The following is a 14,509-nucleotide window of genomic DNA, read 5'->3' on the forward strand; positions in this document are numbered from 1 at the left end:
AAGGAGTTTTCCGATGAGCAAATTTGATTTGCGCGAATATAAGAAGGTTCTTGAGCAAAAGGGAAGGCTTATTACTATAGGGAAAGAAGTGAGCATTGTCCATGAAATGGCAGCTGTGCTGAAAAAGATAAACGGCGAAACGGGAGTTTTTTTTGAAAAGATCAAAGGGTATGATATGCCTGCTATAAGCGGGCTTACAGGCAATCGGCAGGATTGGGCTGATTACTTTGGAACCAGTATTAACCTGATTCGTGAAAAAATACAAAAGGCTATGGACAATCCTATTCCCTGGCAGGTTGTTGACAGGGCTCCCTGTCAGGAAGTTGAAATAGATCCCCCTGCCGATCTTTTGGATTTTATACCAGCTCCCAAATTTAGCGAAAAAGATTCCGGACATTTCTTGACTGCCGCTCTGGTATTTGTAAAAGAAGAAGAAACCGGCAATATGCACATGTCGGTGCGCCGCATGCAGGTGAATGATGACGGAACTTTATCAGTTCTTATTGAATCACCTGGTTTGTGGAACCGTTATGCTGAAGCCGAGAAACAGGGGAAAGATCTGGAAATGGCAGTGGTTATTGGCGTACACCCCCTGTTAATTCTGGCCAGCCAGATAAACAGCTATCTTTACAGGGGAGATAAGATGGCGGTGGCGGGAGCTTTAGCTGGTGAGGCAGTACCGGTAGTAAAATGCAAAACTATTGATGTTGTGGTTCCTGCCTATGCTGAAATAGTAATTGAAGGTAAAATGCTGGCCAATGTTCGCAAAACCGAAGGGCCTTTTGGAGAATTGGCTGGCTATTATGGCCCTGCTTCTGAACAGCCGATATTGAAAATAAGTAAGATTACCCACCGCAAAAATCCCTGGTTCCAGGTTATAGGCCCGGGTACTGCTGAACACAAGCTGCCCAGTGCGCTTAACCGGGAAGTTGTGCTCTATAATACCGTAAAACAGGTGGTACCGGGGGTAAAAGATGTTCATATTACGGTTGCCGGCAGTGGACGCTTCCATGGTATAATATCTATAAACAAACAATTCGAAGGAGAAGGGAAAACAGCGATTATCGCCGCTTTGTCCAGCAATAAGGATATGAAACACGTAGTAGTGGTAAATGATGATGTTGACATATTTGATCCTGCTGATGTGGAATGGGCTATTTCCAGCCGGGTACAGGCCGACCAGGATGTAGTTATTATAAGTGAAGCCAGAGGATGTCCCCTGGAACCTTCTAACAACATAAGGGGCGTAAGTGCCAAAATGGGTATAGATGCTACTTATCCCTTGAAATACCGGGAGCAGTTTGCCCGCATTTATATTCCGGGCATTGATACCATAAACCTGGATGAATATATTAAAAAATAGCCTGGAGTTAAGGTGCTGTGACAGCACTTAACTCATAAATATCTCTTATCCGTCACTTTTTCACTGTTATTGCGAGGAGGCTTCCTTTTGAGAAGACCCTCGCCATTTTTTTATGTTTTTGGTTTTTACATATTGTATAAATTTATGATAATTGTTATCATTAAATTGATAATGATTATCATAATCAAACTGAATACATATGAAAATTATTTTTATCCCTTGTTAAAAAAAGTTTGCCTGGAGGTGAGTGATTTGGAAAATGTGCTGGTGGCGCTGCTGATTTTGCTGGCTTTGCTGTTTTTGTTAAGAAGGGTTTTCAGGATAGTAAAAAATCCTGGGTGCCCGGAATGTTCAAATAAGTGCAGCAGTTGTGATTTTGCGGAGATTAAAAAAAGGGAAGAGGATAGATAGGAGGAGGGATTTTTATGCCCAAAACTTTGAAGGATTTGCTTCCGGGCGAAAAGGCAAAAGTGCTGAAGGTGGGAGGGAGAGGGGCTGTGAGGCGAAGGATTATGGATATGGGGCTGGTACCAGGGGTAGAGGTGGAAATGGAAAGGTATGCCCCGCTGGGAGATCCTGTTGAAGTTAAAATCAAGGGCTACCATCTTTCTCTACGCCTGGAAGAGGCAGAAAATGTGATCCTGGAGGGGGATGAGAGCTTTGCCTAGGAAGTTTACCATGGCTTTGGCGGGAAACCCCAATTCAGGCAAGACTACCATTTTTAACAGTTTAACCGGGGCTCGTCAGCATGTAGGCAATTATCCCGGGGTTACAGTGGAAAAAAAGGAAGGATATGTAGATTACAGAGGTTATGAAATAAAGGTTATAGATTTGCCTGGTACTTACAGCCTTACTGCCTATTCCCCTGATGAAGTGGTAGCCAGGGATGTCATCATAGAAGAGAAACCTGATCTGGTAGTGAATATAGTTGATGCCTCCAACCTGGAGCGCCATCTGTATTTAACCCTGCAGATAAAGGAGCTGGAAGTACCCCTGCTTATCGCTATGAATATGGCTGATGTAGCGGAGGCTTCCGGGATAGAAATAGATTATCCCCTTTTAAGCAGCCTTCTGGGAGCGCGTATTGTTCGTACTGTGGGGGCACGGGGAGAAGGAATAAACGATCTTCTTGAAGCAGCAGTTGAAGTGCTGGAAAATAAGGATGTGCCTCCAGAACGGATGCACAGGTTTAATGATGAAATAGAAAAAGAAATAGAGATTTTGGTAAAAATTTTGTCAGAAAAGGCAGCCAATTTGTCTTATCCTCTCCGCTGGACAGCTATTAAGCTTCTGGAAGGAGACCAGGAAGTTTTAAAAAGGCTTAAAGAAAAAATAAGCAGCCAGGAAATATTAAAGCAGACAGAAGAAAGCAAAAAGCGGATTGAAAAAATGCTAAATGATGATCCGGAAATGCTTATTGTAGAAGGCCGCTATGCGTTTATCCGGGGAGCCTGCCGGGAAGCTGTAAAGGAAAAAGGGATTGATAGATTTTCTTTTACGGAAGCAGTGGATAAAATTCTGTTGAACCGGATTTTGGGAATTCCTATATTTCTAGGGATTATGTGGCTTTTGTTCCAGTTTACCTTTACCCTGGGAGCTCTTCCTATGGAGTGGATAGAAGCTGGTTTTAACTGGCTGGGGGAATATATAAGCCTTCATATGCAGGATGGGATATTAAAATCGCTGGTCGTTGATGGAATTGTAGCGGGGGTAGGAGGGGTTATTGTATTTTTGCCCAATATAATGCTCTTATTTGTGGGAATAGCCTTTCTGGAAGGAACTGGCTACATGGCAAGGGCTGCTTTTGTTATGGATAAGATAATGCACAGGGTAGGGCTGCATGGCAAGTCATTTGTGCCTATGCTTACCGGATTTGGCTGTAATATACCGGCTATCATGGCCACCCGTACTTTGGAAAATCCGAAAGACAGGCTGGTTACGATTTTAATAACCCCCCTTATGAGCTGTGGGGCCAGGCTTCCGGTTTATACCCTGCTTATTGCCGCTTTTTTCCCTGCCCGGGCGGCTGGAAATATCCTGTTTTCTGTTTATCTTATAGGTATTATACTGGCATTGCTTATGGCCAAGATTTTTAGAACTTTCCTTTTTAAGGGCGAGTCAGAGCCTTTTGTCATGGAGCTTCCCATTTACAGGCTGCCTACCCTTAAAAGTGTCCTTGTCCATATGTGGGAGAGGGCCTGGCTGTATCTGAAAAAAGCGGGAACGGTAATCCTTGCTATATCAATAATCATGTGGGCTTTGCTGACTTTTCCGGCCACTGATCCATATGGCAGGGAATGGGGTGATGCTTCAAAGCAGCTTATGCACAGTTATGCCGGCCAGATAGGACAGGTTATAGAGCCAGTTTTAAAGCCAATTGGCTTTGACTGGAGGACAGGTATTGCTCTGGTGGCAGGTTTTGCAGCCAAGGAAGTGGTGGTAAGCACCCTGGGCACTATTTACAGCCTGGGTGATATAGAAGCTCTGGAAGAAGGAAAAGATGCAGCAATAAAAGGCTTTGCTGAGCGGGCGCGAGAACAGTCTGGATTTACTCCGCTTACTGCCTATGTGCTTATGCTTTTTACCCTGCTTTATGTTCCGTGTATGGCAACCCTGGCTGTTATCAGGAAAGAAACCGGCAGCTGGAAATGGCCGCTGTTTACTGTATTTTATACAGTTTTGCTGGCCTGGCTGGTTTGTTTTGCAGTGTATCAGGGGGGAAGGTTTTTAGGGATAGGAATAGGCTAAAAATTTTAAAAATAGTTGCTATAGAAAGCTGGGATTTTATTCTCAGCTTTTTGTTATATGTTTATGGAAGGAGGAAATGTATGGCCATAATAGGCGGCAAAAAATTGGTATATGTGCTAAGCAGGCTGGTTTATAATTCTGATAAGGTAAAAGAATTGGAAAGAGAGGAGATTAAAAAGATTATTTTGGGGAATGATCGGATGGGAAGAGGGAAATAGATTATGGATAAAATCCGGTTTTCCCAATAAAATTAGAAAAATAACATTTTTATTTAGCTATAATAATACTAAGATATTAATGGGAAAATGGTATGTATAAAAAATTTGGGGTGGGGAGTTAAATGCCGGAATTAAGGCAGGATTTGGTAAGGGGAAACTGGGTGCTTATTGCTACTGATACTGCGCTTAAGCCCCGGGATTTCCCTGTAAATAAAAATGGGGTTAAAATCGGTGGGAATAGCCATTTTTGCCCTTTCTGTGAAGGGAATGAAGCTTATACTACTTCTGAGCTGGCTGCTATAAGGGAAAATGGTTCGCTGCCTGATACACCGGGCTGGCTTATAAGGACGATTACCAACAAGTACTCCGGTTTTAAGCTGGAGGGTGAGCTTAAGATGATTGAAGCTGGGATATACCAGAGCTGTAACGGATTGGGACAACATGAGGTTATAATTGAAACTCCGGAACATGGGGTGGAATTTCATCATTTTTCAGTGGAAAAAATAAGAACTGTCCTGCAGATGCTTAAAGAAAGGTATAATGTATTGGCCAGGGATGAAAGGGTAAAATATATACAGATATACAAAAATCGGGGTATTTTTGCGGGAGCTTCTCTAGAGCACAGCCACAGCCAGATTTTAGCTCTGCCTATGGTGCCGAACAGCCAGAAAGGGATTAAAGACTATTATGAAAGAAACAGGAGATGTCTTCTGTGTGATGTTCTGGAAGGAGAAAGAAGAGAAGGCAAAAGAATTGTAAAAGAAGATGATGATTTTATAATAGTATGCCCTTATGCTTCGCGTTTCCCTTATGAAACGTGGATTGTTCCCCGGCGGCATACCCCGCATTTTGGGGAAATAAGTGATAAAGAATTGGAGAGCTTGGCTGTAGTTTTGCATGCCTTTTTGCAGGTGATAGTTGCATATCTCAATGATCCTTCATATAATATCATTATCATTTCAGCTCCTGTTAATGGAGAAGATGTTTCTGGATATCACTGGTATGTGGAAATCATACCCCGCTTGCTTATAAGCTCCGGGGTAGAGATTACTACCGGCATTTATATGAATCCGGTAGCTCCTGAAATTGCAGCCAGGATATTTGAGGAAAAGTATGAGAAGAAAATAATTTTTTAAAGAGGTAAGAAGAGGTATGCTTAAAAAGCTTTATCCCAAGCTTTATGTTCCTTCTTTGCGGGATATACCCTTAAGACAATTTAAGGAGATGGGAAAAAAGGCATTTATTTTGGACCTTGATAATACTATCACCGAATGGAACAGCAGCCAGGTTGCCGAAGATGTTGCCAGCTGGTTTATAGATGTGAAGGAGCAAGGATTCAAGGTTTGTCTGGTTTCTAACAACAGTGAACAAAGGGTTTTGAAAGTGGCAAAAAGTTTGGGAATACCTTATGTATGCAAGGCCGGAAAGCCGAGGCGAGGCGCCTTTTATAAGGCACTTTCGCTGCTTCAGGTGGCGCCGGAAGAAGCGGTGGTAGTAGGAGATCAAATTTTTACTGATATATGGGGAGGCAACCGGGCCGGTTTAGATACCGTGCTGGTTGTGCCTATAGCCAGGCGTGAATTTATCGGTACCAAAGTTTCCCGGTTTTTTGAGTATTTTATTATACGCCGGCTGAAGAAAGAGCTGCTTTAAAAAATTTAGGATAATTTTTAATATTTTTGCTTAACAATGGTTATAAGGTTGAATTTTACCATATAAAATGCCATAATTTGAGTACAGGGCGGATGTTCTAAGACATTCGCCTTTATAATGCTCGATATGGGGGCCAATTTTATGTCAGTAACAGCACATACCCGAGTTATAGGCCTTTATGGCTATCCTTTAAAACATACTTTATCTCCCCTTATGCACAATGCGGTTTTTAGAAGTTTAAATCTTCCCTATATATATCTGCCTTTTGAAATCTTTCCCCATAATTTGAAAGAAGCGGTAAATGCGGTAAAAAGCCTTAATCTTTTGGGGATTAATGTTACTATACCTTTCAAGGAAGAAATAATAGGCTATCTGGATGATTTGTCTGAGGAAGCGAGAGCCTGTATGGCAGTTAACCTCGTAAAAAATGAGGAAGGAAGGCTTACAGGCTATAATACAGATGGACAGGGTTTTTTGGAATCGCTGAACGAGGAAAAGGTTAACCTGACGGGCAAGGCTCTGTTAATAGGGGCAGGAGGAGCAGCACGGGCTATTTCTTATACTATGGCCAGATCAGGTTTTGAAGAAATCTGCTTTTTAGATTTGAATCCGGATAAAGCTGGGGAATTAGCAGGCTTTATAGGGGAAAAGACCGGGATAAAAACAGATGCCGGCATGATGAGCCAGAAGGTTTTTGATGAGAAAGCCTGTGATGCTGATATAGTAATAAACTGCAGCCCGGTGGGGATGTATCCCCAGATTAAAGCGTCCCCGGTGGAGAATCTGGAATGTTTGCCTTCGCATGCCGTAGTTTGCGATATTGTTTATAATCCTTTAAAGACTTTATTTTTAAAAAAGGCAGAAGCAAAAGGGCATAAAACAATTAATGGGTTGGGCATGTTTGTACATCAGGGTGCGTTAACCCTTAAAATACTTACCGGGATAAATCCCCCCCTGGGTTTGATGAAAAAAGTGGTAGGGGATGCGCTTGAAGGGAAAGAGTTTTGACCAGGGATTTACCCTGCTGGAACTTCTTTGTTTGCTGGCAGTTATATCAATTTTGTTTTTGTTATCTGTTCCTAAACTGGGAAAATTCCAGGAAAGAAATGTTCTGGAAGCGGAAGCCAGAAAATTGGCCTGGATTTTGCGCGAAGCCAGGCAGGATGCTATAATGTCTGGAGAGACAAGAAGTGTATTTTTTTATCCCCTGGCTGACAGGTATAAAGACCACAAAGGTGGATGGCATGATTTAAAACCAGGCATAAAAATAGGAGTTAATTTTAATACTATAACCGGCAAACCAGCCTGTGTTTTTTCTCCCAATGGAGCACCTAATGGAGGTACAGCAACTTTTGTAAGCAGTTCCGGTTTTAAATGTTATGTGGTGGTAAGTCCGGTTACCGGGAGGGTGAGAGTGTCTTATACCCCGCCGGATAATTGGTGAAGAATGGAGAGATTAATGTGGTTTTAGAGCTTTTGTTTATTTTTTTTGCACGCATAATTGATGTTTCTTTAGGAACTATACGCATGATATTTGTTATTCGTGGAGATAAAATTCCCGCTGCTATAATTGGCTTTTTTGAAATTATGGTATATACTCTTGCTTTAGGTATGGTAGTAGGTTCCCTGCATAATCCGGTTAAGCTTCTGGTGTTTTGCAGCGGATTTTCCCTGGGAATACTGGTAGGATCTATGATTGAGGAAAAGCTGGCTCTGGGATACCGGGGAATCCAGGTAGTAATTGACCGGGAACATGCCAATATTGCTGAGGAACTCCGGGATGAAGGCTATCCGGTAACCTGCTGGGAAGCTACCGGAAGAGAAGGATGTAAAATGGTATTAAATATCTTTGTAAAGCGTAATTTGGCCAATGCTTTAACCGACAAGATTTATGAGAAAGATCCTGATGCTTTTATTGTTTTTATGGAGCCTAAAAAGTTTAAAGGGGGATACCTAAAGAAAAAATAGGGGGAGAAAGAGTGTTAAGATTCATTACTTCGGGTGAATCCCACGGCAAAGGTTTGATATGTATAATTGAAGGCATGCCGTCCGGTCTTAAGCTTGATATAGATTACATAAATAATGAGCTTAAAAGAAGGCAGAAGGGATATGGACGCGGCGGGCGCATGAATATTGAAAAAGATGAAGTAGAAATAATAGGTGGGGTAAGGGATGGGAAAACCCTGGGAGGGCCGATAAGCTTTATTATCTGGAACAGTGACTATAAGAACTGGGAAGGGATAATGGGAGCAGGTGAGTGCCCGCGAGCTGGGGAAAGGATGGTAGTAAGGCCCCGGCCTGGACATGCTGATCTGCCAGGAGCTATCAAATACAACCATCAGGATATGCGCAATATCCTGGAACGGGCAAGTGCCCGGGAAACAGCAGCCAGAGTGGCAGCCGGGGCATTTTTTAAGCAATTATTGGCTAATTTTAACATATATATATACAGCCAGGTTATATCTATTGGTGAAGCAAAAGCAGAACCGCTGAAGGTAGACAAAGACAATATTTTTGTTTTGTGGGAAAAGACAGAGGCTTCTCCAGTAAGATGTGCGGATAAGGATAAAGAAAAAGAAATGGTAGCTCTGATTGAAAAGGCCAGGGAGATGGGAGAATCTCTGGGAGGAAGTTTGGAAACCGGTGCAGTAGGAGTAGTACCGGGGCTGGGGAGCCATGTGAGCTGGGATAGGAGGCTGGATGGAAGATTAGCCCAGCTTATCATGAGTATTCCTGCTATTAAGGCGGTAGAAATAGGTGAAGGCATAAATAATGCCTTTCTTCCTGGCTCCATGGTACATGATGAAATATATTATACTGAGGATAAAGGTATTTTCAGGCATACTAACCGCAGTGGCGGCATAGAAGGCGGTATAACCAATGGAGAAACTGTTTTTTTGCGGGCCTATATGAAGCCTATTCCAACTTTATATAAGCCGCTTAACAGTGTCGATACATTAAGCTGGCAGGAAAGCAAGGCGGGAATAGAACGTTCTGATATATGTGCAGTACCTGCCGCAGCGGTAGTGGCAGAGGCTATGCTGGCTTATGGTTTGGCAGAAGCTTTTTTAGATAAGTTTGGTTATGATAACATGGAACATATAAATGAAGCATATAAAAATTATATAAATTATATGGGAAGAGTGTGGAGATGGAAAAGAATATAGTATTGATTGGCTTTATGGGAACAGGAAAAAGCAGTATAGGTATTAAACTGGCGGAAAAACTGAATATGAAATTTGTGGATATGGACCGGGAAATTGAAAAACTTACCGGGATGACGGTATCCGAATTGTTCAGGCGTCATGGCGAAATAAGATTCCGCTCAGAAGAGAGGCTTATGGCCAGGAAGCTGAGCCAGCAGAAAAACCTGGTTATAGCTACCGGGGGAGGCGTGGTGCTGAAAGAAGAAAATATCAAGGTTCTAAAGGAAAACGGCATTCTTATCTGCCTTACTGCTGATCCTGAGGATATTTTTGAGCGGGTAAGGCGCAAGCGTGCCAACCGGCCTCTCCTTAAGAAAAACCTGCAGGTGGAAGATATAAAAAATATGTTAAAAGAGCGGGAACCTTTCTATGCGGTAGCTGATTTTCGGGTTAATACCAGCGGACGGGAAATGGATGAAGTGGTGGAAGAAATCATAAGCTATATAAAAAACCTTGATGTTAATTGATGGAAGGATGAACTTTATGCCAGATCTCAGAGTTGAACTGGGAAAGCGCAGCTATACCATAAGTATCAGGCCTGATATCCTGGATGAGGCGGGGTCTATCATAAGGAATATAACTTTATCTTCCAGGGCTTTATTGGTAAGCAATCCTACGGTTTTCCCTTTGTACGGAAAAAGGGTTATGGACTCTCTTCATAAAGCAGGTTTTGATATAGGGATTGCCCTGATGCCTGATGGGGAAGAATACAAAAATATGGACGAAGCAGTTAAGGTTCTGGATAAGGCGGTAGATTTTAACCTGGAGAGAACCGATATAGTGATAGCTCTGGGAGGAGGAGTAGTTGGAGATCTGGCTGGTTTTGTTGCTGCGGTTTATCACCGGGGAGTAGATTTTATTCAGATTCCTACCACGCTTCTATCCCAGGTAGACAGCAGTGTAGGGGGGAAAGTAGCGGTAAATCACCCCCGGGGGAAAAACCTCATAGGAGCTTTTCACCAGCCGAAAGCAGTCATAATTGACCCCTTAACCTTGAATACCCTGGAAGAAAAGGAATATAAAAGCGGCCTAGGAGAAGTTGTAAAATATGGCCTTATCTATGATGCGGATTTTTTTGCTTTTTTAGAGAGAAATGTTGAGAATATAAAAAGTAGAAATCCTGAGACAGTAAGTGAGCTTATATACCGGTCATGCAGAATAAAAAGTATCATTGTATCCCAGGATGAAACGGAACAGGGAATAAGGGCGCTGCTTAACCTGGGGCATACTTTCGGACATGCCCTGGAAAAGCTTACTGGATATCGGGCTTACAGCCACGGGGAAGCAGTGGCGATGGGAACTGTAGCTGCTTCGCTCTTGGCCAGGGAGCGTGGTTATATTGATGAACACCTCTGGCAGCGTATTTTGCATTTATACCTGAAGCTTGCTATATACAAGCCGTTTCCTGCGTTAAATCCAGAAGAGGTTTATGAGGCTATGCTTAATGACAAAAAGGTTATGTATGGGAAAATGCGCCTGATATTGCCCTGTGGCATTGGACAGGCTGTAATTGCTGATGATGTTAAGAAAGAAGAGATAATAAGGGCTGTAAGGGAAGCACAAAACCTGGCTATTGATTGAGGTGGTGCCAGTGATTCCACATTTCTTCTATTTCTACCCGGGCTGATTTCTGGTCTCTATTTTCGATATGGGCAGTAAGGCGGGCCAGGTTAACATATATGGAATTTATTTCATCTTTTTCCACACTGTATTGAATGCGCTTCACTATTTTACTCCACGCTTTTTTCAGCTGTTTAAGGTCAGCTTCTGCCCTTTGGAAATCTTTTATGGCCACATCTTTTTGCAAACGGGCAGCATAAAGTACAAAATTGTCGTCTTTTTCCCATGGTTTTTTGGCTATATCCCCTGAGTTGAGTATAAAAACAAAGGTCAAAAGCAGCAAAGATATTGCTGAATAATACAGGATTTTTCGCATACCGTTTTTACCACCTTTTCTGTTTTAGTAGGGATCTTCCTGTTTCTTTTTGATTTTGTCTTCGTATTTATCAATGTAAAGGGTAGCATGGGCTGGATTATAGGTAGCCAGGAATATCTCGTCATATTTTTTTATTCCCCGTTTGTCAAGCTCTTTTTTAAGCCAGTTTTCATCTTTACCTATTTGTCTTAATTTTTCGGGGATAAGTTTGCCTCCTATTATAATTTCTGCACTTAACCCTTCTGCCTGAGGAGGAAGATTAAGGTCGCTGCGAGTTACTGGTTGATATTCAGGCTTGAGCAAAACAGACAGCTCGCCGTTGTTTTCCAGGACTGCAAATGCTACCTGGTCAAGGTCGAAGATATTTTTTTCTCTAAGCTGTTCCAGAAGGTCAAATAAAGTGTAGCGCATGTTTTGCATATTCTCTTCCAGTATTTTCCCGTTCATTATTACGATAGCCGGTTTCCCCGTCAGGTATTTGGCTGCTTTAGGCCAGTTCAGGGATATTTTTTGCAATATCAAAACGGTAAAGGTCCAGGTAAGCAGTCCTATCCAGTGCGGCCAGGCCCGGCTGCTCAAATCTACGGACAGGGTGCCGGCAATGGAGCCTATAGTTATTCCCAGAACATATTCAAAAAAAGTGAGCTGGCTTACCTGCTGTTTTCCCAGGATACGGGTAAATATGAGAAGGGTAAAAAAAGCTATAAAACTTCTTACTATTACTACCGCTGCCTCACTCATAAAAAGCCCATCCTTGATTTTTTTAATATTATTTGTATTGTTTTTTGTTTCATTCTGCATAATTTAATTTGTATTTTTTAGCCAGATTAAGCTATAATTTGGATAAGCTATTCGAATTTTTAACATGACAAGGGGGGAAAATAATGTCGTGTCTTAATGTTATGGGGGTTTTGGTGCGCAACAGGAGTATCCATGCCAGGGAAATTCAGGAAGTATTGACCAGGCACGGGTGTATTATCAATGTAAGGGTAGGTATTCCCAAAGTAGAAAGCGGGTCCTGTACTGATGAAGGGCTTATTATGCTTCAGCTCTGCGGAACACCGGAGGAAATAAAAGAATTAAAGGATGAGTTGAATGCCATTTCTGATGTTAAAGCAGAATGTATAGAATTGAGTTTGGAGTAGAAAGAATATTAAAAAATTAAGGAGGAGTGAACTGCAGTGATTGCCGCAAAACTAAGAGAAAAATTAAACGAGCAGATCCAAAAGGAATTTTATTCTGCCTATCTTTATCTTTCCATGGAGGCTTATTTTTTAAGCCAGAATTTAGATGGATTTGCCAACTGGTTTCACGTACAGGCACAGGAAGAAAGAGATCATGCCATGCTGATTTTTAATTATCTGAACCGTATTGGAGAACGTATAGAACTAAAAGCTATTGATGCCCCTCCTGTAGAATTTGATTCAATTGAAGATGTTTTGTTAAAAACTTTAGAACATGAGAGAATGGTAACCCGTTCCATTTATGATTTGGTGGATTTGGCCAGTGAGGAGAGGGATCACAAAACGGTAATGTTTCTGCAGTGGTTCGTGAATGAACAGGTGGAAGAAGAGGAAAACGCTGAAAAGAACTTGGCCGCTTTCCGTTTTGTGAAAGACGATCCTAAAGGCATATTGCTGTTAGATAGGGAAATGGGCAGTCGTGTTTATACCCCTATAACTGCTGCCAATCAGAATCAGGCATAGTGCTGGTATTAAAAGGGCAGGGTATTTGCCCTGCCTTTGGGAGGTTTGAATATGGATTTAAAGAAAGCCCTGGAAATGGCTATAGAAAATGAAAGACGTTCTCAGGACTGGTATGTAAGTCTGGCCATGGAGGCAGAAGATCCCCAAACCAGGCTTTTGTTTGAACAGATCGCAGAAGAGGAAAAAGGACACATTAAAAAACTAAGTGAAAGGCTGAAGGTTTTAAAACTTATGGACTAATTGATTTCAGGTGGCTGTTGTCAAGGATAAAGCTGCTGGCAAATATGAATATAAGCAATGTCAAAAGAATAAAGGCAAATATTATTATACGTGTGCGATGATGTTTTTCCCCCTGCATGTATTCGGCAATAAGATGGGTAAGATAGACAGTAATGCCTGAGAATATGCATGTTATTGCGAACTGCAGCCACCCGGGTACGATATGATAGGCGCTGTAGGCAAGGGATTTCCAGAGTGAGTGGCTGTAATAGGATAAGATGATAAATTCTACCAGGCCAGCAGCAAATTGAAATATGAGTCCCTGCTTCTGGATAGAAGTATTGAGCTCCATTATGTTTTTTATCTGATTTTGGGTATTTATGCTCTCATGGCTTATTATTATGTCGAGTTTGCTTCTTATTACACTTATGGCTGATTGATAATTTTCGCGGCTTATTCTTAAACTGGAGGCTAAATTTTCCAGATCTTTGAGCTTTGTAAAGTAGTAATCAAATATTTTTTCATAAAGCTTATCATTTATTTGTATTATTTTTTGTTTGTCGATTAAATAGCGGCTGTAATTTATAAGCTGCTGAATGCGGTCTATACCTTCCAGGATGATGCTGTAGTTGCTGGCAATCAATCCAAAGGACATAGATAAGCTTTGTAATTGATTTTCCAGCTCTTCCATTTGCTCAGCGCTTTGTTTTGAAAAAACAGTGCTGCTGTGTAAAATACGGGATAGCCGTTGATCGAGCGCTTCTTTTTCTTTCAGTATAATTCTTTTTTGTTCCCTGTAATAGCTGTTTATTTTATCCAGCTTTAAAAGTGACGCTTCTATGCATGGAAGTTCGAATTCTATAAAGTACTGGGCTTCCTGTGAAAAATGAGGGAAGTTGAAAAGATAACTTGCTTTATCTTCAGGCCAGAGCCATTCCAGCCTAAGCCCTTTTCCATATTTTAATTCAAGCTCCACCATCTGTTTTTTGTCTACAGGCTTGATTTCTTTTATCTTTTCTAATGTTTCCTGGTGTTCATGGTTTAAACCAGCTATAATGTCTACTTTGCCGAGTAGATTGAACCATTCTACATCAGCTGTTTCTTCAAGTCTATCAACCCAACTTATAGCGTCTGCAAGCTGATCTTCAACATCCATGCGCAATACCATTATTCCTGTTTTAGGAATTTTTTTGAAATAGAAATATTTCCCCTGTCCATTGCTGGGCCAGGGTATCAAGTCATTATAGTAAACAAAGCCTTTTTCCTTAAGCTTGATGGCAAAGGGCTCCAGGATTTCATTATCCTGTGCTGGATAAATATAGAAACGGTAAAATTTATACATCTTGCTTGTTCCCCCCCCCCCCCCATTATAGATTTAATTATAGATGAGTTTGAAGAGATGGCATAGTTTTTTATTTTTTAGAAACAACTTGCTATAATTAAAGTATAAAAAATTAATG

At 41.5% G+C, this 14,509-nt stretch carries 19 protein-coding genes; 16 read left to right on the forward strand and 3 right to left on the reverse strand.

All coding sequences use genetic code 11. The features are described 5' to 3' along the window. The first annotated feature begins 13 nt into the window (after window positions 1–13). The 13 genes from ACZ42E_RS02365 to aroB all read left to right on the forward strand — a co-directional run bounded on the left by ACZ42E_RS02365 (window position 14) and on the right by aroB (window position 10,769). The gene (locus tag ACZ42E_RS02365) at window positions 14–1,363 is read left to right on the forward strand and encodes a UbiD family decarboxylase (RefSeq protein ID WP_464892857.1); all 1,350 of its coding nucleotides are present in this window, start codon (window positions 14–16) and stop codon (window positions 1,361–1,363) included. A gap of 261 nt (window positions 1,364–1,624) precedes the next feature. After that, entirely contained in the window at window positions 1,625–1,774 is a 150-nt protein-coding gene (locus ACZ42E_RS02370) for a FeoB-associated Cys-rich membrane protein (RefSeq protein WP_464893461.1), read from the forward strand. A 14-nt stretch (window positions 1,775–1,788) separates the two neighbouring features. Then, window positions 1,789–2,031, forward strand: a complete 243-nt coding sequence (locus ACZ42E_RS02375) for a FeoA family protein (RefSeq protein WP_464892858.1) — start codon at window positions 1,789–1,791, stop codon at window positions 2,029–2,031. Then, window positions 2,024–4,111 (forward strand): ferrous iron transport protein B, encoded by a 2,088-nt coding sequence (feoB, locus tag ACZ42E_RS02380; RefSeq protein WP_464892859.1) that lies wholly within the window; start codon window positions 2,024–2,026, stop codon window positions 4,109–4,111. Before ACZ42E_RS02375 ends, feoB begins: the two co-directional genes overlap by 8 nt. Window positions 4,112–4,191: 80 nt before the next feature. Beyond that, window positions 4,192–4,329 carry a hypothetical protein gene (locus tag ACZ42E_RS02385; protein WP_464892860.1) on the forward strand — a complete coding sequence of 46 codons (138 nt, stop codon included), beginning with the start codon at window positions 4,192–4,194 and terminating at the stop codon, window positions 4,327–4,329. 122 nt (window positions 4,330–4,451) lie between these two features. After that, the gene (locus ACZ42E_RS02390) at window positions 4,452–5,465 is read left to right on the forward strand and encodes a galactose-1-phosphate uridylyltransferase (RefSeq protein ID WP_464892861.1); all 1,014 of its coding nucleotides are present in this window, start codon (window positions 4,452–4,454) and stop codon (window positions 5,463–5,465) included. A 16-nt stretch (window positions 5,466–5,481) separates the two neighbouring features. After that, window positions 5,482–5,982, forward strand: a complete 501-nt coding sequence (locus ACZ42E_RS02395) for a YqeG family HAD IIIA-type phosphatase (RefSeq protein WP_464892862.1) — start codon at window positions 5,482–5,484, stop codon at window positions 5,980–5,982. Window positions 5,983–6,123: 141 nt separating this feature from the next. Continuing rightward, window positions 6,124–6,990 (forward strand): shikimate dehydrogenase, encoded by an 867-nt coding sequence (locus ACZ42E_RS02400; RefSeq protein WP_464892863.1) that lies wholly within the window; start codon window positions 6,124–6,126, stop codon window positions 6,988–6,990. After that, a complete protein-coding gene (locus ACZ42E_RS02405; protein ID WP_464892864.1) occupies window positions 6,971–7,426 on the forward strand; it encodes a pilus assembly FimT family protein in 456 nt (151 codons plus the stop codon). The genes ACZ42E_RS02400 and ACZ42E_RS02405 overlap by 20 nt, the downstream gene beginning before the upstream one ends. Next, window positions 7,423–7,950 carry a DUF2179 domain-containing protein gene (locus ACZ42E_RS02410; protein ID WP_464892865.1) on the forward strand — a complete coding sequence of 176 codons (528 nt, stop codon included), beginning with the start codon at window positions 7,423–7,425 and terminating at the stop codon, window positions 7,948–7,950. The genes ACZ42E_RS02405 and ACZ42E_RS02410 overlap by 4 nt, the downstream gene beginning before the upstream one ends. Window positions 7,951–7,961: 11 nt before the next feature. Further along, window positions 7,962–9,149 (forward strand): chorismate synthase, encoded by a 1,188-nt coding sequence (aroC, locus tag ACZ42E_RS02415; protein ID WP_464892866.1) that lies wholly within the window; start codon window positions 7,962–7,964, stop codon window positions 9,147–9,149. Continuing rightward, the gene (locus ACZ42E_RS02420) at window positions 9,134–9,655 is read left to right on the forward strand and encodes a shikimate kinase (protein WP_464892867.1); all 522 of its coding nucleotides are present in this window, start codon (window positions 9,134–9,136) and stop codon (window positions 9,653–9,655) included. Before aroC ends, ACZ42E_RS02420 begins: the two co-directional genes overlap by 16 nt. Window positions 9,656–9,671: 16 nt before the next feature. Continuing rightward, window positions 9,672–10,769 carry a 3-dehydroquinate synthase gene (gene aroB, locus ACZ42E_RS02425; protein WP_464892868.1) on the forward strand — a complete coding sequence of 366 codons (1,098 nt, stop codon included), beginning with the start codon at window positions 9,672–9,674 and terminating at the stop codon, window positions 10,767–10,769. On the opposite strand, the gene ACZ42E_RS02430 is transcribed toward aroB, so the two are convergent. Then, window positions 10,759–11,124, reverse strand: a complete 366-nt coding sequence (locus tag ACZ42E_RS02430; RefSeq protein ID WP_464892869.1) for a DUF4363 family protein — start codon at window positions 11,122–11,124, stop codon at window positions 10,759–10,761. The genes aroB and ACZ42E_RS02430 overlap by 11 nt on opposite strands. Before the next feature lie 24 nt (window positions 11,125–11,148). Then, on the reverse strand, window positions 11,149–11,865 hold the full coding sequence (locus tag ACZ42E_RS02435) for a DUF421 domain-containing protein (protein ID WP_464893462.1): 717 nt from the start codon (window positions 11,863–11,865) through the stop codon (window positions 11,149–11,151). Between the two features lie 143 nt (window positions 11,866–12,008). On the opposite strand from ACZ42E_RS02435, the gene ACZ42E_RS02440 reads away from it, so the two are divergent. Genes ACZ42E_RS02440 through ACZ42E_RS02450 form a run of 3 tightly spaced genes read left to right on the forward strand, consistent with a single transcriptional unit; the run spans window position 12,009 to window position 13,070 of the window. Next, complete coding sequence (locus ACZ42E_RS02440; RefSeq protein WP_464892870.1) at window positions 12,009–12,269, forward strand: CPF_0552 family protein; 261 nt, start codon at window positions 12,009–12,011, stop codon at window positions 12,267–12,269. Between the two features lie 36 nt (window positions 12,270–12,305). After that, the gene (locus tag ACZ42E_RS02445; RefSeq protein WP_464892871.1) at window positions 12,306–12,830 is read left to right on the forward strand and encodes a ferritin; all 525 of its coding nucleotides are present in this window, start codon (window positions 12,306–12,308) and stop codon (window positions 12,828–12,830) included. A gap of 51 nt (window positions 12,831–12,881) precedes the next feature. Further along, the gene (locus ACZ42E_RS02450; RefSeq protein ID WP_464892872.1) at window positions 12,882–13,070 is read left to right on the forward strand and encodes a ferritin family protein; all 189 of its coding nucleotides are present in this window, start codon (window positions 12,882–12,884) and stop codon (window positions 13,068–13,070) included. Here the strand turns inward: ACZ42E_RS02450 and ACZ42E_RS02455 are convergent. Continuing rightward, a complete protein-coding gene (locus ACZ42E_RS02455; RefSeq protein WP_464892873.1) occupies window positions 13,060–14,391 on the reverse strand; it encodes a hypothetical protein in 1,332 nt (443 codons plus the stop codon). The genes ACZ42E_RS02450 and ACZ42E_RS02455 overlap by 11 nt on opposite strands. Between the last annotated feature and the right edge of the window lie 118 nt (window positions 14,392–14,509).

The organism is Thermosyntropha tengcongensis, assembly GCF_055381335.1.

Bases quoted from the DNA above. Each gene is read 5' to 3' on its own strand.
- ACZ42E_RS02365 (WP_464892857.1), top strand. From the start codon at position 14: ATGAGCAAATTTGATTTGCGCGAATATAAGAAGGTTCTTGAGCAAAAG.
- ACZ42E_RS02375 (WP_464892858.1), top strand. From the start codon at position 1,789: ATGCCCAAAACTTTGAAGGATTTGCTTCCGGGCGAAAAGGCAAAAGTG.
- ACZ42E_RS02385 (WP_464892860.1), top strand. From the start codon at position 4,192: ATGGCCATAATAGGCGGCAAAAAATTGGTATATGTGCTAAGCAGGCTG.
- ACZ42E_RS02390 (WP_464892861.1), top strand. From the start codon at position 4,452: ATGCCGGAATTAAGGCAGGATTTGGTAAGGGGAAACTGGGTGCTTATT.
- ACZ42E_RS02395 (WP_464892862.1), top strand. From the start codon at position 5,482: ATGCTTAAAAAGCTTTATCCCAAGCTTTATGTTCCTTCTTTGCGGGAT.
- ACZ42E_RS02400 (WP_464892863.1), top strand. From the start codon at position 6,124: ATGTCAGTAACAGCACATACCCGAGTTATAGGCCTTTATGGCTATCCT.
- ACZ42E_RS02420 (WP_464892867.1), top strand. From the start codon at position 9,134: ATGGAAAAGAATATAGTATTGATTGGCTTTATGGGAACAGGAAAAAGC.
- aroB (WP_464892868.1), top strand. From the start codon at position 9,672: ATGCCAGATCTCAGAGTTGAACTGGGAAAGCGCAGCTATACCATAAGT.
- ACZ42E_RS02430 (WP_464892869.1), bottom strand. From the start codon at position 11,124: ATGCGAAAAATCCTGTATTATTCAGCAATATCTTTGCTGCTTTTGACC.
- ACZ42E_RS02435 (WP_464893462.1), bottom strand. From the start codon at position 11,865: ATGAGTGAGGCAGCGGTAGTAATAGTAAGAAGTTTTATAGCTTTTTTT.
- ACZ42E_RS02440 (WP_464892870.1), top strand. From the start codon at position 12,009: ATGTCGTGTCTTAATGTTATGGGGGTTTTGGTGCGCAACAGGAGTATC.
- ACZ42E_RS02450 (WP_464892872.1), top strand. From the start codon at position 12,882: ATGGATTTAAAGAAAGCCCTGGAAATGGCTATAGAAAATGAAAGACGT.
- ACZ42E_RS02455 (WP_464892873.1), bottom strand. From the start codon at position 14,391: ATGTATAAATTTTACCGTTTCTATATTTATCCAGCACAGGATAATGAA.